The organism is Actinophytocola sediminis (assembly GCF_054779715.1).
Genome location: NZ_BAAGXS010000017.1, coordinates 107,137 through 124,934, shown reverse-complemented (window position 1 = coordinate 124,934; position 17,798 = coordinate 107,137). Strand labels below are relative to the sequence as shown.

Sequence of the window (17,798 nt, the reverse complement as noted above, 5' to 3'; positions counted from 1 at the left end):
CACTGCTTACCGTGGGGTTCATGACACCCCGCCCAGTCGCGTTGATCACCGGTGCCTCCCGCGGCATCGGCGCCGCCGTGGCCACCGCGCTCGCCGACACCCATGACCTGCTCCTCGGCGGCCGCGACGAGCAGCGGCTCGCCGCGGTCGCCGGCGAGCTGCCAAGCGCCCGGCCGTGGCCGGTGGAGCTGACCGACCCGGCGGCGGTCGAGGCGGCGGCCGCCGGCATCGACCGGCTCGACGTCCTGGTGCACTCGGCCGGCATCGTGCGCCTCGGCACGATCGCCGACCTGCCGACCTCGGCCTGGCGGGAGTCCTACGAGATCAACGTGCTCGCCGTGGTCGAGCTGACCCGATGCCTGCTGCCGGCCCTGCGGGCCAGCGCCGGCCAGGTGATCCTGATCAACTCGGGCTCCGGGCTGACCGCCAACCCGAACTGGGGCGCCTACTCGGCGAGCAAGTTCGCGTTGCGCTCGTTCGCCGACGTGCTGCGCCAGGAGGAGCCGGGGATCCGGGTCACCGCGGTCCACCCCGGCCGCACCGCGACCGACATGCAACGCGCGGTCCGCACCTTCGAGAACGGCGAGTTCGAACCGGACAAGTACATGAACCCGGCCTCGGTGGCCAAGGTCGTGCACGCCGCGATCACCACCCCGCCGGACGCCCACGTGCACCAGCTGGTGATCCGGCAGCGGTGATCTACAGCAGCCGCCTGGTGACCGCGCCGGCCGCCGCCTGCACCTTGGTCCGGTCGACCATGGTCGGCTCGCGGTCGGCGATCACCTGGTCGCCGGCGACCCACACATCCCGCACCAGCCGGGTGCCCGCGGCCCAGACGAGGTTGGCCAGCAGGTGCTCGTCGGACACGGCGAGGCCGGCGGTGAACGCCGGGTCGTCGACGTCGACGTGCACCAGGTCGGCCCACCGGCCGGCCTCCAGCGCACCGATGTCCGTGCGGCCAACCGCGTCCGCGCCGCCCCGGGTGGCCAGCAGCAGGGTGTCGGCGGCGACCACCGCGGCCGAGTCCATCGCCGACACCCTGGCGAACACCGCGGCCAGCCGCATCTCCTCCCACAGGTCCAGGTCGTCGTTGCTGGCCGGCCCGTCGGTGCCGAGGCCGACCGCGACCCCGGCCGCCCGCAGGTCGGCCAGCCGCGCGATGCCCGACGCCAGCTTGGCGTTGGACCCCGGACAGTGCGCCACCCCGACCCCGTGCTCGGCGAACAGCGCGATGTCCTCGTCGGACAGGTGCACCGCGTGCGCGGCGAGCACCCGGTCGCCGTAGAGGCCGACCTCGGCCAGCATCCTGGGCACCGACCCGTACTTCGCGCGCTGGGCCGCGTCCTCCTCCGCGGACTCGGCCACGTGGAGCAGCACGAGCGCCGACCGTGCCCTGGCCGCCTCGCCGACCATGGTCAGCGCGTTGGGCGGCAGGGTGTAGGCCGAGTGTGGGCCGTAGCCGATCTCGATCCGGTCGTCCGCGCCGCAGAACCGGCCGTCGACGTCGATCCGGGCGCTGATCTCGTCCAGCTGCGCGCGCCAGTTGTGCCCGGGGGTGTCCACGATCGCCGGTCCGATGATCGCGCGCTGGCCGGTCGCGCGCAGGGCGCGGATCACGTGCTCGGTCTGGAAGTACTGCTCGACGCTGGTGGTGATGCCGCCGCGCAGCATCTCCACCGAGCCGAGCGCCATCCCGGCCTCGATGTCGGCCGGGCTCAGCTTCGCCTCCGCCGGCCAGATGATCTCCCGCAGCCAGCGCAGCAGCGGCAGGTCGCCGCCCATCCCGCGCAGTACCGTCATCGGGCTGTGCGCGTGCACGTTGACCAGGCCGGGCAGCAGGATCCCCGGCAGCGTGCGCACCGGCGCGTCGCTGGCGGGAGCCTGATCGAACGGGCCGCAGTAGGCGATCCGGCCCTCGGCGTCCACGTCGACGACGGCATCCCGCAGCACCGAGCACGTGGGGTCACAGGGCAACACGATCGGGGCCCGCAGGCGTTGGGGAGTGCGCATGGAAACGATCCTGCCAGGCAGTTCAGCGTGACGGAACGTTCTCCCGTGCCACGTCCGCGGGGCCACCAACCGGGTTCGGCCGCAGGTACGGCGTGAGCAACCCGGGCACGGTCGTGTCGGCCAGCGCGACGCCGTCGGCGACGTGCAGGTCGGGGGTCGGGTAGCTGCCGCGACCGGCCGCGGTGGTCGTGCGCAACGTCACCAGGCCGAGCCTGCGCTGCAGTACCGACTGCCGGAAGGTCACCCCGATCACCGCGTCCCGGCTCAGCACCACGGTCGACCGGTTCAGCCCGCTGCTGGTCACCAGGTGCCGGCCGACCACGGCATGCCCGAGCGAGCGGTAGGCCAACACCGCGAGCCCGGCCGCGACCGGCGACAGCCCGACCCCGGCCAGCCACAGGTTCGCCGGCAGGGCCGTTACCCGGCCGAGCAGCCACAGCGCGCCGGTGAGCACGCCACAGATCATCGCGGCCCAGCCGAGCCGCCGGCGCAGTGCCGCCGCCGGGTGGGCGCGCAGCGGTGCCCGCAGCGGCCGGTCGTCGCGGAGCACCGCGGTCGCCACCCGCATGGCGTCGGCCAGCGGCGCCATCGGCAGCACGGTGGCCCCGCCGGTCGACCAGCTGGACCCGGTCAGCCCGGTGGACACCACCGAGGTCTCGGTGGCGCTCGTCCACCGCCACAGCAGGCGCCTGCGCAGCTCGACACCGCGCAGCCGGCCCTCGTCGCGGTCGATGCGCCGGGTGCGGAACAGCCCGTGGCTGGTGCGCAGCACGGTCCCGTTCGGGGTGTCCGCCCTGACCAGCCGGAACGCCCACTGCTCGGCCACGAACGCCGCGCCGACCCCGACCACGCCGACGGTCCCCGCGGCGAGCACGGCGAGCACGATCGTCCACCCGGTCGGCAGGTCGGCCCGGTCGAACGCCCCGACCACGAACTCGGCCAGGTCGACGCCAACCGAGTTGCCGAACCAGTACGCGCCCCAGCCGAGGCCGGCGGCGGTGAGGAAGGCCCAGATGGTGAACGCGTTGTAGGGCAGCCACCGCCACCGGAACGTGGCGAGCACGGCCTCGGCGGCCGGCACCTGTTCCGCGGGCTCCGCCGCGGCCTGCTCCGGTGCCGGTTTCGCCGCCGCCGCGCGGGTGCCGGCCGGCAGCTCGGCCTGCAGCCGGGCGGCGGTGCTCGCCGACACCGCGTCCAGCCGCAGTGACGCGGACTTGCCGCCGGCCGTGCGGTCCCCGGCCCGGATCTCCACTATGCGCAGCCCGGCCAGCCGGTGGCGCAGCTTGGCCGTGGTGTCGACGCTGCGGATCCGGTCCCGGCGGATCGAGCGGTGCGTACGAACCACCAGCCCGGTGCGCACCTCCACCAGCTCGTCGGTGATCCGGTAGCGGGTCTTCGCCCAGCGCAGGACGTCGCTGATCGCGGCCGCCACCCCGGCGACCCCGATGATCGCCGCCGGCCACAACACCGAACCGTCCACCGCCCCACCGGCCACGACCGTCGTCACCGCGAGCGGCACCAACGACAACAACATCCGCACCAGATCAACCCAGATAACCCTGGCGTCCAGCAGCTGTTCCGCCTCCCCGGGTTTAGAAGTGTTGGTTGGGTTCGGGGGTTGGGTCATGTGGCGTCGCCGGGGGTGGATTGGGTGATTTCGGCCAGGTCGTTGGCGATGGTGGTGGCGGTGTGGTGGTCCAGGCCGACGAGGGCGATCGGGCCGGCGGCGGAGGCCGTGGTGACGGTGACCGTGGCCAGGCCGAGGGCCTGCTGGAGGGGGCCGCGCACGGTGTCCACCGTCTGTACCCGGGAGATCGGCGCGATGCGCCATTCCCGGACGAACCAGCCGCTGCGTACGTACACCGCGTCCTCGGTGACCTCCCAGCGGTGTACCGCGTAGCGCCACGGCGGGATGATCAGCAGATGTGCCAGGCCGAGCCCGAGCACGGTCAGCAGGATCGGCCCGGTCCACGAGCGCCACGGCGTGATCAGCAGGTAGCCGAGGAACAGCACCCCACCCGCGACCGCGGTCGTGGCCACCGTGCGCAGCGCCCACCAGCCCATCGCGCGTCGCTCGATCCGGTGGCGGGGCGGGATCAGTACCTCAGCCACGTCTCCTCCTCCGCGTGACGGCGAGCACGAACGTCTCGGCCAACTCGTCGGCATACCGGCCGGCGTCGGTCTCCGCTCTGGAGTACAGCTCCGCGGGCACCGCCTGCAGCGCGGCGTTCAGGGTCACCGCCATCAGGTGCGGGTCGAAGTCGCGGAACTCGGCCTCCGCCTGGCCGGCGCGCAGCAACTCGGTGAGCTGGTCGGCGGTGTCCGCGCCGGCGACCGGTCCACCGTTGGCGGCGATCTCGCGCAGCGCGTACATCCGGGTGCGGTGCTCGGCGCAGAAGTGCACGAAGCCGGTGATGATCGCCCGCAGCGCGTCGAGGTAGCTCTCCGCCCCCGCGCTTCGCCGCTCGATCTCCGCGTTCATCGCCGCCACGACATCGGTCACGACCTGGGCGATCAGCTCGTCCTTGCCGGCGAAGTGGTAGGAGATCAGGCCGGGGCTGATCTTCGCCCGGCCGGCGATGCGCACCAGCGAGGCCTTGGCGAAACCCAGCTCGGCGATGGTCTCGGTCGCCGCGTGCACGATCTGCGCCCGCCGGGCCTGCTCGATGAACGAGCGTGTTTGAGCGCCCGACTGGTTTCCTGGTTGCACAACCAAAATTCTAGACGGGCGAACAGGGCACCGGCAAGGAACCGGACATATCAGTCGCGTTCGAAGATGAGGTCCCGGCTGATCCGCCCGGCCTCCTCGGCCCGGCTCTCGAACTTGGTCAGCGGTCGCCACGGCGGCCGGGGCGCCCACCCACCCGGCTCGTCGGCGTACAGGTTGCGCAGCGACGGCTCTCCGGTGAGCACCGCGTGCATCTGCTCGGCGTAGTTCTCCCAGTCGGTGGCCAGGTGCAGTCGCCCGCCCGGCGCGAGCCGGGACGCGACCAGCGCGACGAACTCCTGGTCGACCAGCCTGCGCTTGTGGTGCTTCTTCTTCGGCCACGGGTCCGGGTAGAAGATCCGCACGCCGTGCAGCGAGCCGGCCGCGACGTGCTCGTCGAGCAGCACCACCGCGTCCCCGCGCACCAGCCGCAGGTTCTCGATGGCCATCGACTCGGCGCGCATCATCAGCTGCGCGAGCCCTGGCGGGTAGACCTCGGCCGCCAGGTAGTTCAGCTCCGGCGCGGCCTTGGCCAGCGCAGAGGTGGTCTCACCCATGCCGGAGCCGATCTCCAGCAGCACGGGCGCCTCCCGGCCGAACCAGTCGGCGAACCCGATCGGGCCGGGTGGCAGCGCCGCCACCTCCCGGCCGAGGCGCGACCAGTGTCGTTCCCAGGCACGGGCCTGGCCGACGGTCATCCGGCCGCCGCGGTTGACGAAGCTGACCACCGTGCGGCGGCCGGTCAGGTCGGGTGATGGCACCCGCAGAGCCTAGGCGGGCCCCATCGACTCGAGGCGGGCGAGGTTCGCGCGCAGATCGGCAAGGCCGTCGACGGCCACCGGCTCCGGGGGCTCCCCGGTGTGCACCCGCAACACGTCGATCCAGCCGGTGTGCCGGTCGGTGAGCATGAGGGTCGTCGGCATGCCGGGCTCGAGCAGCTTGCGCTCCGATGGCACGAACTCCCAGTACCCGGACGAGCCCTCGGTCGCCCACGGCACGAACACCCAGCCCGGCCGGGCGGACAGCAGCTTGGCGACCCGGTCCTCGACCGCGAAGCCCTCGGCGCGCGAACTCAGCGTGCCGGCGGCCAGCGCACGCAGCCACCATGGCGCAGGCGCGCGCGGATCGGCCTCGATGATGGACTGATAGAGGGCCATGACCTGGGCTTCTGGTGCGCGGTGCAGCCAGGCGCGGCGGGTCTCGGCGGGCGTCGTCGCGTCCTCGGCGCCCCACATCTCGATGGCCCGGGACCACTCCAGCCCGAGCATCGGCTCGACGCGGACCGCCGATCGATGGGTCGACTGGGACGGAACCGACTGGGACAGTGGGTTGGACGAGCGTCGTTGCTCAACCGCCGCCGTTGCGGCGGCATCGGGAAACGGGCCGGTGTCAACCACCGTCACAAGTCCACCTCCAAGGACACCCTCAATATGTAGTTAGGCGCAGACCGGTATTGCTCCTACCTCCGATAGGACATCGGCGGACCCCGGTCTGTCCGCTTCATGTGGGCAGGGTCACAATGGCTTAACGTGGTCTTAATCAGACCGACTGGTGTAAAACACGTGACCCCGTCCATACGGCGTATCGGCCACGGGCGTCGCAGTGTTACCCGCGGCTACCAAGAGTGACACACCTCGCGGACAAATACGATGAGCCCGGGTCACCCCCCGAAAGGTGACCCGGGCTCGTTTCCCTGGCTGCCGCGGCACGGTGGTCGGGTGTCCCCACACCCGGCCGCGAGTCGCGGCGTCGGTTCCTAGGCGTCCCGCTTGTTCGCGACGACCAGTGAGATCACCAGCATGACCAGCGCGAACCCGACGAAGTAGGCCAGCGCCCACCACGGGCTCAGCGTCGCGGCCGACGGCGGCGGGCCCTCGGCGATCGCCCGGCCGGTCGGGTCCGGGTCACCGGTGAGGAACTTGTTGGCCACGTAGAAGGGCATCCACTTCTGGATGTCGTCGCCGACGTTCGGGATCAGCGTGACCAGGCCCTCCACCAGCTGGCTGTAGACCAGTACCGCCGACACCGCGCCGGCCGAGTGCCGCACCAGGATGCCGACCGCCACCGCGATGACCGCGGCCGTCGCGTACACCAGGCTGGTGCCGGCGGTGGCCCGCCACTCGAAGGCGGTGTCGATGCCGAGGTTGGCGCCGGGCCGGATCAGCTTGGCGATGGCGACCGAGCCGAACGCGGCGATCAGGCCGATGAGCGCGGCGAACCCCGCGACGACGGTGGTCTTCGCGAGCAGGGCCGCGGTGCGGTTGGGCACCGCCTGGAAGGTCGCCCTGATGGTGCCGAAGCGGTATTCCGTGGTGATCGCCAGCGCGGCCATCACCATGATCACGACCAGCCCGAAGCTGTAGCCGAACTGGGTGGAGGCGATCGTGGGCAGGCTCTCGGTGTCCACGCCGGCGATCAGCGCGGCGAAGCCGATGGTGACCGCGAGCGTGGCCAGCGTGGACCACATCGGCGAGCGGGTGGTGAACAGTTTGATGCGTTCAACAGCGAGCAGAGTCATGTCGTCACTTCCCGGCGGGCATGAGGTCGGCGGCGAGCTGGTCGGTGGCGTTGGCACCACCGGCACTGCCGGCGTCGGCGTGGTACTCGACCGAGTCCCCGGTGAGCTGGATGAACGCCTCCTCGAGCGAGCCGCGTTGCTGGCTCAGCTCGTGCAGCGCGATCCCCTTGGTGGCGGCCAGGTCCCCGATGGCCGCGATGTCCACTCCGGACACTATGAGGCGCTGGTCCTCGGTGCGCACGGCCGCGCCCTGCTGGCTCAGCGCCGAGCCCAGCAGCTCGAGCTGCGGGCTGCGCACGGTCACCGTGTTCTCGGTGGCCTGCGCGACGAACTCCTCGGTGCTGCACTGCGCGATCAGCTGCCCGCGGCCGATCACCACGAGCTCCTGCGCGGTCAGCGCCATCTCCGAGAGCAGGTGGCTGGACACGAACACCGTCCGGCCCTCGTCGGCCAGCCGGTGCATGAACCGGCGGATCCACAGGATGCCCTCCGGGTCCAGCCCGTTGACCGGCTCGTCGAACAGCAGGACCTCCGGGTCGCCGAGCAGCGCGGCGGCGATGCCGAGGCGCTGGGACATGCCGAGGGAGAACCCGCCGGCCCGCCGGTTGGCCACGCTGGTCAGTCCGACGATCTCGAGCACGTCGTCGACCCGCGAGGTCGGCAGCCGGTTGGACCTGGCCAGCCAGCGCAGGTGGGCGCGGGCGGACCGGTTGGCGTGCACCCATTTCGCGTCGAGCAGCGCGCCGACGGTGTTCAGCGGGTTGTGCAGTTCGCGGTAGCGCTTGCCGTTGATCCGGACACCACCGGCCGTCGGCGAGTCGAGGCCGAGGATCATCCGCATGGTGGTCGACTTGCCGGCGCCGTTCGGGCCGAGGAAGCCGGTCACCCGTCCTGCTTTGACGGTGAAGGACAGGTCGTTGACCGCGACCGTCTTCCCGTAATGCTTGCTGAGGCCGATTGCCTCAATCATGGTTTCTCCCTGAACGTCTTTGGTTCCGATCCCCGTTTGCTACCCAAATACTCGCGGTGTCGCATGCCCCCGCACGTCCACCTGTGGTCGCCACTTCGGGTCAGCTTCTGGAGGTAGCCTCCATCAACCCAGAGGTGGGTGGGATCGGTTACCACCCTGAGGTCAACCCTGAATTCCGCTGGCGCGGCTAGGGGTCTCAGTGCTCCCCTGGACGGACCAGGCCGGTCTCGTAGGCGAGCACGACCGCCTGTACCCGGTCCCGAACGTCCAGTTTGGACAGAATGCGGCCGACGTGGGTCTTCACCGTCGCCTCGGACAGGAACAGTTTCCGCGCGATCTCGGTGTTCGACAGGCCCTGCGCCATCAGCAGCAGTACCTCGCGCTCCCGTTCGGTCAGCACGTCGAGTATCGCCGCGTCGCGCAGTTGGCCGCCGGCGGACCCGAGGAACCGGTCGAGCAGCCTGCGGGTCACGCTCGGCGAGACGACCGCGTCGCCGCTGGCCACCGACTTCAACGCGGACACCAGGTGCGCCGGCGGGGTGTCCTTGAGCAGGAAGCCGCTCGCCCCGTTGCGCAGCGCGGAGAGCGCGTACTCGTCCAGGTCGAAGGTGGTCATCACGAGCACCTTGGCGAAGCCGCCGGCGGTGATCTGCTTGGTCGCCTCGACGCCGTCGAGCACCGGCATCCGCACGTCCATCAGCACGACATCCGGGCGCAGCGTCTCGGCCAGCGTCACGGCCTCCGCGCCGTTGCTCGCCTCGCCGACGATCTCCATGTCCTCCTGCGCGTCGAGCACCATCCGGAACCCGAACCGCATGAGCTCCTGGTCGTCGACGAGCACCACCCTGATCACGTAGGTCAACGTAGTGCCTCAGTCGTTGACCAGCGGAAGCCGTGCGCGAACCTGCCAGCCGCCGGTCGCCCCCGGACCGGCTTCGAGCGTCCCGCCGAACACCAGCGCCCGCTCGCGCATCCCGATCAGCCCGTTGCCGCCGACGACCCCGACCAGCGACCGGACCGTCTGCCGGCCGTCGTCGGTGATGTCGAGCTCCACGAGGTTGGCGCTGCGCGTGACCCGGACCTCGGCCCTGGCGCCCTTGCCGGCGTGCTTGAGCGAGTTGGTCAGCGCCTCCTGGACGATCCGGTAGACGCCGAGGCCGATGCCGGCCGGCAGGTCGTCCACCTCGCCGACGATCTCCAGCCGCACCGGCAGCCCGACCGAGCGCACCCGCTCGGTCAGCTCGGCGAGCGACCGCGCGCCCGGCTGTGGGGTCAGCTCGCCGCTGGCGTCCTCGCTGCGCAGCAGCCCGAGCAGTCTGCGCAGCTCGGTGAGCGCCTCCCGGCCGGTGGCCGAGATCGTCTTCACCGCCCGTTCGGCGAGGTCGGGCTTGGTGTGCACGGCATAGGCGGCGCCGTCGGCCTGCACCACGATCACGCTCACCGCGTGCGCGACCACGTCGTGCAGCTCCCGCGCGATCCGGGCGCGCTCGGCGTTGACCGCGATCCGCGCCTGGTGGTCGCGCTCGACCTCCAGCAGCGCGAGCCGCCGCTCCACCTCCTCGTGGTAGGCCCGGCGCGCGCCGACGAACTCGCCGAGCACCCAGCACAGCGCGAGCGAGAGCGCCACCACGAGCAGCGTCGCGATCACGTTGGCGCGGTCGTCGAGCTGCAGCGGGGTCTGGATGGCGGTGACCACCACATTGGCCAGCACGTAGATCGCCGCCTGCCGGCGGCTGACATAGGCGACCAGGGTGTACAGCGAGATGCTGGTGGTGAACGCGCTGGCGAGCCCGAGCTCGAGCAGTGTGTGCGGCAGGCCGGCGAGCAGGCACACATAGGCGACGGCGACCGGGTACCGGCGGCGGAAGGCGATCGGTGCGACCGCGACCACGATCAGCGGCACGATGACGTACCAGGGGCGGCGTTGGGCGCCATCCGTGGTGGTCAGCCCGCCCAGGTTGACCAGCACGTCCATGACGATGAGCAGGCCGGCGATCAGGCTGTCCCCGAAGAAGGGGTGTGCCTTCATCCACAGACTGAATCGCCGCACGGGTCGAGACTAGGCAGTTCTGGCCGCTCTCCGCGTCCAGCCGAGGTCGCATCACCCGTACGCCCCTGGGTGGACCCGGCCGCGGCGGCGAATACTTTCGGCCGGGCCGACCGATGTGTAGTACTGGACCGTGACCCGGTCATGGCACGATCAGGCACGGTCAGGTCGAAGGGAGCAGGGAACGTGACGACGGTAGTCGAGCAGGGGCAACCGCTCGCCGGACCGTTGTCGGCGGCGGTGGCCAACCTGTGCACCCGGCTACAGCCCCAGGTGTCGGCCAGAACCGCCGCCGGCTTCCGGGAAGTGCTGCGCAGGCTGTCCGCGCCACTGCAGGTCGCCGTCGCCGGCCGGATCAAGTCGGGCAAGTCGACGCTGGTCAACGCGCTCATCGGGCGCCGGGTCGCGCCGACCGACGTCGGTGAGTGCACCCGGCTGGTCACCCGCTTCCAGTACGGCACGGTCGACCGGGTCGAGCTGATCTTCACCGACGGCCGCAAGCAGGTCCTGCCGTTCGACGCGACCGGCATGATCCCCGGCGACCTGGACGTGAACTTCGACGAGGTCTCCCACCTGGAGGCCTACCTCACCAACGCGGTCCTGCGCGACCTCACGGTGATCGACACCCCCGGGCTCGGCTCGCTGGACGACGCCTCGGTCAAGCGCACCGAGCAGCTGCTCGGCGCGGCCAAGCACCGCGCCCCCGCCGAGGACGGGGCCGCCGACGGCGAGGACGGGCAGGGCGACGAGCTCGACCAGACCTCGCGCAACGCGGTCGCCGGCGCGGAGGCCGTGCTCTACGTGGTCACCCAGGGTGTGCGCGCCGACGACCAGCAGGCGCTGGCCGCGTTCACCGCCGCCACCGCCAGCCGCGACGCCGGCCCGGTGAACGCGATCGCCGTGCTGAACAAGGCGGACACCATCACCCCGGAGTCGGTCACCGGCTCGGACGGCGACGTGTGGAAGGCCGCGAGCCTGCTCGCGGAGAAGCAGGCCCAGACGCTCAAGCCCCGGGTCGCCGACGTGATCCCGGTGATCGGCCTGCTCGCCGAGTCCGCCGAGTCCGGCGGCTTCACCTCGGCCGACGCGGACGCGCTGCGCTCGTTGTCCAAACTGGACGACGGCACCTGGGAGACCATGCTGATGTCCGCGGACATCTTCAGCACCTGGGAGTGCGAGGTGCCGACCGGCACCCGCGCGCGGCTGTTGGAGAAGCTCGACCTCTACGGCCTGCGCTGCGCGGTGGACGCGCTGCGCGCCGACCCCGAGCTGACCGCGGGCTCGCTGCGCCGCACGCTGCTCAACGCCTCGGGCCTGGCCGGCGTGCGCAACCGGCTGGACGCGGTGTTCCGCGCCAGGGCCGACGGCATCAAGGCGGCGGCCGCGCTCGCCTCGGTCACCGCGCTCGCCCACGCCTCTGGCGACCCCGGCGAGCGGCAACGGGTGCACGACGCGATCGAGGTGCTGCTGGCCAAGCCGGAGGCCCACCAGCTGCGGCTGCTGGAGGCGCTCACCCTGGTGACCTCCGGCGCGGTCGCGATGCCCGACGACCTGGCCGAGGAGGTGCTGCGGGTGGGCAGCAGCGCCGACATCGGCGAGCAGCTCGGCCTGCGTGGCCGGCCGCACAAGGAGCTGTCCGCCTATTCCCTCGAGCGCGCCGGCTGGTGGCGCTCGTTCGCCTCCTTCGGTGCCACACCTGCGCAGAGCCGGGTCGCGCATGTCGTGCATCGCGCATATTTCCTTATCTGGCAACAACTTCGTGAGCAGTCGGGGTGAGTGGGGACATGGCTTCCTGGTTCAAACGTGGCAGGGAAGAGGACATGAACGTGACCGACGGCACCGAGTCCACCATCGAGGTGAAGGCCTCGGTGATCGCCGAGGCGGCCCGCGCGGCCGCGGAGCCACCGGTCAAGCAGGTCGGCCCGCAGGCGGGCATCGCCGCGGACGGCGTGGTCGCCGGCGCCGACTTCGAGTCCCCCGCCGAGCAGCCGACCGCGCCCAACGCGTTGGAGGCGGTGCTCGCCGAGCGCCGGTCGCTGGTGCAGTTATGCCTCTACGCGCTGGACCGGGCGCGCAGCGCCGGGGTGGCCGAGCGGATCGAGGAGGGCCTGGCCGGGGTCGGCGTGAACGCGGTGCGCCCCGACGGTGTCCGGTTCGACCCGGCCCACCACGAGGCCGGCGGCACCGTGGCCACCGGGGACGACTCCCTGGACGGGCTGGTCGCCGAGACGGAGGTGGTCGGCTTCGCCGATCGGGGCGAACTGCTCCGGGCGCCGATCGTGACCGTCTACAGCAAGGCGGAACGATGACCGCGCCCGCCCAGCAGCTGTCCTTACCGAAACAGGTCGCCCAGGCACGGGAGAAGATGCTCGCGCTGCTGCGCGACGCCGACCCGGACGCCGCCAAGTGGGTGGCCGAGATCCGCGAGCGGCGCCGGGGCAAGCCGTCGGCGGTCGTCGTCGGCGAGACCAACCGCGGCAAGAGTTCGCTGGTCAACGCGCTGCTCGGGCATCCTGGGCTGTCCCCGGTCGACGCGGATGTGGCCACCGCGACCTATCTGGTCTTCGGGCACGCGGAGAGCTGGGAGGCCCGCGCCTGCTACCCCGGTCAGCTCGCGCCGGTCCCGGTCGACATCGCCGAGCTGGTCAACTGGGTCTCCGCCGGCCACCAGCTGCCGGCCGGCGAGCTGCCGCCGCGCTACGTCGAGGTCGACGGCCCGCTGGAGTTCCTCGACAAGCTGACCATTGTGGACACTCCGGGGGTCGGCGGGCTGGACTCGGTGCACGGCGAGCTCGCCGCCGAGGCGGCCGCGTCGGCCACCGCGCTGTTGTTCGTTGTGGACGCCTCCGCCCCGTTCACGTTGGGCGAGCTGAACTTCCTCGCCAGCGTCGGCGACCGGGTCGAGACGATCGTGTTCGCGTTGTCCAAAGTGGACCAGTACCGGGGCTGGCGCGAGGTGCTGGCGGCCGACCAGAACCTGCTGGCCGAGCACGCCCCGCGCTTCGCCGGCGCCAAGTTCTACCCGGTCTCCGCGCGGATGTTCGAGATGGCCGGCAAGGCGCCCAACCCGGAGGCCACCGCCATGCTCCAGGAGCGCTCCGGCGTGCTGGAGCTGCGCACCGCGCTCGCCGACCTGCTGGTCGGCCGGTCGGTGATGCTCGGCGAGGCCAACACCATGCGCGCGCTGTCCAGCGCGCTTGGCACGCTCAACGTCAGGCTGGAGAACGAGCGGCGGGCGCTGTCGACCGGCGAGGAGGAGGCCGAGTCGCTGCGGGTGCGCAAGGAGGAGCTGACCACCGAGCGGCGCTCGTCCACCAAGGGCTGGCAGGTCCGCATGCGCAGCGAGATCCAGCGCACCAGGGTGGAGAACAACCACGAGGTCGCCCGCCAGATGCGCGACGTGCAGTCCTGGTTCCGCCAGGCCATCGACGTCGCCGACCGCGACCAGCTGCGGGAGCTGCCGGCACAGGTGGACGCCGCGTTGCAGATGGTGTCCGGCCGGATCAGCAACACGGTGTCCATCCGGCTCAACCAGGTCACCGAGACCGTCCTCGGCGAGCTGTTCAAGCCGGACGAGCTGGAGGTCATCCGCGGCCAGTTCGCCCGTGCCGGCGGGTCGGCGGTCGTGGTGCGCCCGGCCGACAAGCGGCCGCCGACCGCCGAGGACCGGCTGCTGGTGTTCATGGGCGTCACCGGCGGGTTCAGCGCGGGCAAGATGGCGCTGCTGCCGCTGGCCGGCGCGGTCGCGGCCCCCATCCTGCTGGTGCCGACGATCATGATCGGTCTGGGTGCCGGCTGGTGGCTGGCCAAGACCCGGCGGCACACCGCGGACAAGACGCACATGAAGCAGTGGTTGTCCGAGTCGATCGTCGACGCACGATCCACTTTGGACCAACTGGTCGCCGAGCAGCTGATCGAGACCGAGTCCCAGCTCGCGCTGGCGCTCGACGACGCGCTCGGCAGGCGGATCGCGGGTATCGAGGAAGAGCTCCGCGAGGTGGACAAGGCGCTGAGACTGGACACCGCCGAGCGAACAAAGCGCCTGAACGTGGTAAACAAGCGACTGGCGGAGGTGACAGCCGGTCGCGAGCGCGCGGAGAAGCTGCTGGCCAGCATCCGTTCGGTACGCGACAAGGCCTGACGGGAACCGACCGGCCGCACCGTCAGTCATACCAACAGTCATAACAGGGCGAACGAACAACAGACCGTGAAATGAGGGGGCGACCCGTGTACGTGGACGACGACACCACGACCGACGACACCAACACGACGGACACCGACACGGGCCAGGACGCGCTCACTGTCGAGGTCGACGGCGAGGAGTACGTCGTCGAGGAGACCTACGACATGGACGGCGACTCCCAGAACGACACCGCCGTCGTGGAGACCGAGGACGGCGCGTTCGTCGCGTTCGCGGACACCAACGCTGACGGTGTCGCCGACGTCGCGGTGCAGTACGACGCGGACGGCGAGGTCGTGGCGGGGGCCGAGTACGACGCGTCGACCGGGGAGTGGACCGCCGAGAGCGTCGACACGCTGCCGACGCCGACCGGTGACGGCGCCGACGACGCCGAGCCGGGCGCGGACACCGAGGACACCGGCGCCACCGAGGCGTCCGACACCACGGACACGACCGGCACCTCGGCCGAGGGCGGCATCATGGTCGACATGCCGGGCGAGGACGTCGACGCGGGTGCGCCCACCATCGACACCGATGGCGACGGCGTCAAGGACACCGCCGTGGTGACCGACTCCGACGGCACGACCCTGGCGTTCACCGACACCGACGGCGACGGCATTGCCGACCAGGCCATGACCATCGAGAGCGACGGCGACGTGACGATCGCCCAGCACACCGGTACCGACGAGTGGACCGTGGTCGAGGAGGGCACCATCGCCGAGGACGGCAGCTACACCCCCGACGCCACCAGTGGCTCGGACGCGGTGTGGGCGGAGCGCTGAACGCGCCCGCCAACTGATTCTCCACAAAGACGATCCCGGCGAGGACACCCTCGCCGGGATCGTCTTTTCTGTGCGCCGTGTGGCTGAGAACACGCAGGCCAGAGCCCCGGACTCGTACGTCCGAGTGCTGAATCGATTCCCGAATCGGTCTTGTGAGGCAAGCGACACGCCAGGCCTCGGTTAGCTGCTGTTCATCTGGTTAACCTCTGTACATCCCCAATGCGGCAGACCCGTCCGAGGTCCTCGGGCGGGGGCTTCGCCGTTCACTCAGGACGCCGATGTCCGCGCGAGCGCAGGACAGCGGGGTCCTGTTCGCTATTCGGCGTCCAGTCAGGAGAAGCGAGATGACGGCAGTGGCAATCCCGGGTGTTGACAACGCACCGACGACGCACCAGCGGCTCCTGTCCTGGGTCCGTGAAGTGGCTGAGCTGACCACGCCGGACGAGGTGGTCTGGGTCGACGGCTCCGACCAGGAGTGGGACCGCCTGACCAACCAACTCGTGGACAGCGGCACCTTCACCCGGTTGGCGAAGAAGCCGAACTCGTTCTGGGCCGCGTCCGACCCCGACGACGTCGCCAGGGTGGAGGAGCGGACGTTCATCTGCTCGGTGAACGAGCAGGACGCCGGGCCGACGAACAACTGGATGGCGCCGGCGGAGATGAAGGCGACCCTGACCGAGCTGTTCCGCGGCTCGATGCGCGGTCGCACGATGTACGTGATCCCGTTCTGTATGGGCCCGCTGTCGGCCGCCAAGCCGATGCTCGGAGTGGAGATCACCGACTCGGCCTATGTCGTGACCTCGATGCGGATCATGACGCGGATGGGCACCAGTGCGCTGGCGAAGTTCGTCGACGACCGGGGCAACGAGCGGGACTTCGTGCCCTGCCTGCACTCGGTCGGCAGCCCGCTCGAGCCGGGCGAGGCGGACGTGCCGTGGCCGTGCAACGAGACCAAGTACATCACCCACTTCCCGGAGACGCGGGAGATCCTGAGCTACGGCTCTGGCTACGGCGGGAACGCCCTGCTCGGCAAGAAGTGCTACTCGCTGCGGATCGCCTCGACCATCGGCCGGGACGAGGGCTGGCTCGCCGAGCACATGCTGATCCTCAAGCTGATCTCGCCGACGGAGAAGGTCCACTACGTCGCGGCGGCGTTCCCGAGCGCCTGTGGCAAGACCAACCTGGCGATGCTGGAGCCGACCATCCCGGGCTGGAAGGTCGAGACCCTCGGTGACGACATCGCCTGGATGCGCTTCGGTGAGGACGGCCGGCTGTACGCGGTCAACCCGGAGGCCGGTTTCTTCGGTGTCGCGCCCGGCACGGACTACCACACCAACCCGAACGCGATGCGCACCATCGAGCGCGGGAACTCGCTGTTCACCAACGTCGCGCTGACCGACGACGGGGACATCTGGTGGGAGGGCATGGGGACCCCGCCAGCACACCTGACCTCGTGGAAGAAGCAGGACTGGACGCCGCAGGCCGACGAGGTGTCCTCGCACCCGAACTCGCGGTACTGCACGCCGATGGACCAGTGCCCGATCCTCGCGCCGGAGTGGGATGACCCGAAGGGCGTGCCGATCTCGGCGATCTTCTTCGGCGGCCGGCGGGCCACCACCATTCCGCTGATCACCGAGTCGCGCGACTGGCAGCACGGCACGTTCATGGGGGCGACGCTGTCCTCGGAGACCACGGCCGCGGCCAAGGGCAAGGTCGGCGTGGTGCGCCGGGACCCGATGGCGATGCTGCCGTTCATCGGCTACCACGCCGGCGACTACTTCCAGCACTGGATCGACACCGGCAAGCGGGCCGACGCCGCCAAGCTGCCGAAGATCTTCTACGTGAACTGGTTCCGCCGCGGCGAGGACAAAAGCTTCCTGTGGCCGGGGTTCGGCGAGAACTCGCGGGTGCTGAAGTGGGCCATCGAGCGGATCGAGGGCACCGCGGCCGCGCAGGAGACGCCGATAGGTTACGTGCCGAGTGCCGATGACCTCGACCTGTCCGGGCTGACGGCCGACCGCGCGGCCGTCGAGGCGGCGCTCACGGTCGACGCCGACGAGTGGCGCGCCGAGCTGCCGATGATCGAGGAGTGGTTCGACAGGATCGGCGAGAAGCTGCCGACGCTGTTGCGCGAGGAGCTGGAGGTTCTCCGCCAGCGTCTCGGCTGAAGTCCTGGCTGAGCCCAGAAACGCCTCAGGGACCACCCTTTCGGGTGGTCCCTGAGGCGTTTAGTGGTCATCCCCATCCCCCTGGCCGACCATCCCGTGCTGAAGTTGGAGGCACCTGGGAGGTCGAGATGTTCGAGTGTGAGAAGTGGGTCTGGCAGGTTTCCGGCTACGACGACCGGGTACACGCGTTTCGTCCCGTGGACGTGTCCGCGGGATACCTGGAGGCGGCGTGCCGGCACAGCGTGCCGATCGGCCGGGTGTCCACGAACCATCAGGGCACGCGGTGTGTGGCGTGTCTGTTGATCATGGGCGGCCGGCTGACCGACGACGACTGCCGGTTCCGGGTCGTCCGGTAGGAGTTGTCCACCGGAACTGTCCACAGGGTGTGGATGGATCTGTGCACAGCCTGTGGAGCT

17 protein-coding genes are annotated in these 17,798 nt (G+C 70.7%); 7 read left to right on the top strand and 10 right to left on the bottom strand.

Annotated features, from left to right (window positions below; genetic code table 11):
• Window positions 1-20 precede the first annotated feature (20 nt).
• The gene (locus ACYVIP_RS09440; RefSeq protein WP_460394219.1) at window positions 21-698 is read left to right on the top strand and encodes an SDR family oxidoreductase; all 678 of its coding nucleotides are present in this window, start codon (window positions 21-23) and stop codon (window positions 696-698) included.
• A 1-nt stretch (window position 699) separates the two neighbouring features.
• On the opposite strand, the gene ACYVIP_RS09435 is transcribed toward ACYVIP_RS09440, so the two are convergent.
• The 10 genes from ACYVIP_RS09435 to ACYVIP_RS09390 all read right to left on the bottom strand — a co-directional run bounded on the left by ACYVIP_RS09435 (window position 700) and on the right by ACYVIP_RS09390 (window position 10,234).
• On the bottom strand, window positions 700-2,010 hold the full coding sequence (locus tag ACYVIP_RS09435; RefSeq protein WP_460394217.1) for an amidohydrolase family protein: 1,311 nt from the start codon (window positions 2,008-2,010) through the stop codon (window positions 700-702).
• Window positions 2,011-2,032: 22 nt separating this feature from the next.
• The gene (locus ACYVIP_RS09430; protein WP_460394215.1) at window positions 2,033-3,637 is read right to left on the bottom strand and encodes a PH domain-containing protein; all 1,605 of its coding nucleotides are present in this window, start codon (window positions 3,635-3,637) and stop codon (window positions 2,033-2,035) included.
• Entirely contained in the window at window positions 3,634-4,122 is a 489-nt protein-coding gene (locus ACYVIP_RS09425) for a PH domain-containing protein (protein WP_460394213.1), read from the bottom strand. Before ACYVIP_RS09425 ends, ACYVIP_RS09430 begins: the two co-directional genes overlap by 4 nt.
• Window positions 4,115-4,720: a TetR/AcrR family transcriptional regulator gene (locus ACYVIP_RS09420; RefSeq protein WP_460394211.1), complete on the bottom strand. Its 606-nt coding sequence runs from the start codon at window positions 4,718-4,720 to the stop codon at window positions 4,115-4,117. Before ACYVIP_RS09420 ends, ACYVIP_RS09425 begins: the two co-directional genes overlap by 8 nt.
• A 50-nt stretch (window positions 4,721-4,770) precedes the next feature.
• Complete coding sequence (gene trmB / locus ACYVIP_RS09415; RefSeq protein WP_460394548.1) at window positions 4,771-5,415, bottom strand: tRNA (guanosine(46)-N7)-methyltransferase TrmB; 645 nt, start codon at window positions 5,413-5,415, stop codon at window positions 4,771-4,773.
• 72 nt (window positions 5,416-5,487) lie between these two features.
• Complete coding sequence (locus ACYVIP_RS09410) at window positions 5,488-6,120, bottom strand: hypothetical protein (protein ID WP_460394209.1); 633 nt, start codon at window positions 6,118-6,120, stop codon at window positions 5,488-5,490.
• Window positions 6,121-6,473: 353 nt separating this feature from the next.
• Window positions 6,474-7,235: an ABC transporter permease gene (locus tag ACYVIP_RS09405; protein WP_460394207.1), complete on the bottom strand. Its 762-nt coding sequence runs from the start codon at window positions 7,233-7,235 to the stop codon at window positions 6,474-6,476.
• Window positions 7,236-7,239: 4 nt separating this feature from the next.
• A complete protein-coding gene (locus tag ACYVIP_RS09400; protein ID WP_460394205.1) occupies window positions 7,240-8,205 on the bottom strand; it encodes an ABC transporter ATP-binding protein in 966 nt (321 codons plus the stop codon).
• Between the two features lie 196 nt (window positions 8,206-8,401).
• Window positions 8,402-9,058: a response regulator gene (locus ACYVIP_RS09395; RefSeq protein WP_460394203.1), complete on the bottom strand. Its 657-nt coding sequence runs from the start codon at window positions 9,056-9,058 to the stop codon at window positions 8,402-8,404.
• Between the two features lie 18 nt (window positions 9,059-9,076).
• Window positions 9,077-10,234: a sensor histidine kinase gene (locus ACYVIP_RS09390; RefSeq protein ID WP_460394546.1), complete on the bottom strand. Its 1,158-nt coding sequence runs from the start codon at window positions 10,232-10,234 to the stop codon at window positions 9,077-9,079.
• 162 nt (window positions 10,235-10,396) lie between these two features.
• Between ACYVIP_RS09390 and ACYVIP_RS09385 the strand changes: the two genes are divergently transcribed.
• The 6 genes from ACYVIP_RS09385 (at window position 10,397) to ACYVIP_RS09360 (ending at window position 17,738) form a co-directional block, all read left to right on the top strand.
• Entirely contained in the window at window positions 10,397-12,028 is a 1,632-nt protein-coding gene (locus ACYVIP_RS09385) for a dynamin family protein (protein WP_460394201.1), read from the top strand.
• Between the two features lie 44 nt (window positions 12,029-12,072).
• Window positions 12,073-12,561 carry a nucleotide exchange factor GrpE gene (locus ACYVIP_RS09380; RefSeq protein ID WP_460394199.1) on the top strand — a complete coding sequence of 163 codons (489 nt, stop codon included), beginning with the start codon at window positions 12,073-12,075 and terminating at the stop codon, window positions 12,559-12,561.
• Complete coding sequence (locus ACYVIP_RS09375) at window positions 12,558-14,393, top strand: dynamin family protein (RefSeq protein ID WP_460394197.1); 1,836 nt, start codon at window positions 12,558-12,560, stop codon at window positions 14,391-14,393. The genes ACYVIP_RS09380 and ACYVIP_RS09375 overlap by 4 nt, the downstream gene beginning before the upstream one ends.
• Window positions 14,394-14,464: 71 nt before the next feature.
• The gene (locus ACYVIP_RS09370; RefSeq protein ID WP_460394195.1) at window positions 14,465-15,214 is read left to right on the top strand and encodes a hypothetical protein; all 750 of its coding nucleotides are present in this window, start codon (window positions 14,465-14,467) and stop codon (window positions 15,212-15,214) included.
• Between the two features lie 344 nt (window positions 15,215-15,558).
• On the top strand, window positions 15,559-17,382 hold the full coding sequence (locus ACYVIP_RS09365; protein WP_460394193.1) for a phosphoenolpyruvate carboxykinase (GTP): 1,824 nt from the start codon (window positions 15,559-15,561) through the stop codon (window positions 17,380-17,382).
• A 128-nt stretch (window positions 17,383-17,510) separates the two neighbouring features.
• On the top strand, window positions 17,511-17,738 hold the full coding sequence (locus ACYVIP_RS09360) for a hypothetical protein (protein WP_460394191.1): 228 nt from the start codon (window positions 17,511-17,513) through the stop codon (window positions 17,736-17,738).
• Window positions 17,739-17,798 lie beyond the last annotated feature (60 nt).

Bases quoted from the DNA above. Each gene is read 5' to 3' on its own strand.
- ACYVIP_RS09440 (WP_460394219.1), top strand. From the start codon at position 21: ATGACACCCCGCCCAGTCGCGTTGATCACCGGTGCCTCCCGCGGCATC.
- ACYVIP_RS09435 (WP_460394217.1), bottom strand. From the start codon at position 2,010: ATGCGCACTCCCCAACGCCTGCGGGCCCCGATCGTGTTGCCCTGTGAC.
- ACYVIP_RS09430 (WP_460394215.1), bottom strand. From the start codon at position 3,637: ATGACCCAACCCCCGAACCCAACCAACACTTCTAAACCCGGGGAGGCG.
- trmB (WP_460394548.1), bottom strand. From the start codon at position 5,415: ATGACCGTCGGCCAGGCCCGTGCCTGGGAACGACACTGGTCGCGCCTC.
- ACYVIP_RS09405 (WP_460394207.1), bottom strand. From the start codon at position 7,235: ATGACTCTGCTCGCTGTTGAACGCATCAAACTGTTCACCACCCGCTCG.
- ACYVIP_RS09400 (WP_460394205.1), bottom strand. From the start codon at position 8,205: ATGATTGAGGCAATCGGCCTCAGCAAGCATTACGGGAAGACGGTCGCG.
- ACYVIP_RS09390 (WP_460394546.1), bottom strand. From the start codon at position 10,234: ATGAAGGCACACCCCTTCTTCGGGGACAGCCTGATCGCCGGCCTGCTC.
- ACYVIP_RS09385 (WP_460394201.1), top strand. From the start codon at position 10,397: ATGGCACGATCAGGCACGGTCAGGTCGAAGGGAGCAGGGAACGTGACG.
- ACYVIP_RS09380 (WP_460394199.1), top strand. From the start codon at position 12,073: ATGAACGTGACCGACGGCACCGAGTCCACCATCGAGGTGAAGGCCTCG.
- ACYVIP_RS09375 (WP_460394197.1), top strand. From the start codon at position 12,558: ATGACCGCGCCCGCCCAGCAGCTGTCCTTACCGAAACAGGTCGCCCAG.
- ACYVIP_RS09370 (WP_460394195.1), top strand. From the start codon at position 14,465: ATGAGGGGGCGACCCGTGTACGTGGACGACGACACCACGACCGACGAC.
- ACYVIP_RS09365 (WP_460394193.1), top strand. From the start codon at position 15,559: ATGACGGCAGTGGCAATCCCGGGTGTTGACAACGCACCGACGACGCAC.
- ACYVIP_RS09360 (WP_460394191.1), top strand. From the start codon at position 17,511: ATGTTCGAGTGTGAGAAGTGGGTCTGGCAGGTTTCCGGCTACGACGAC.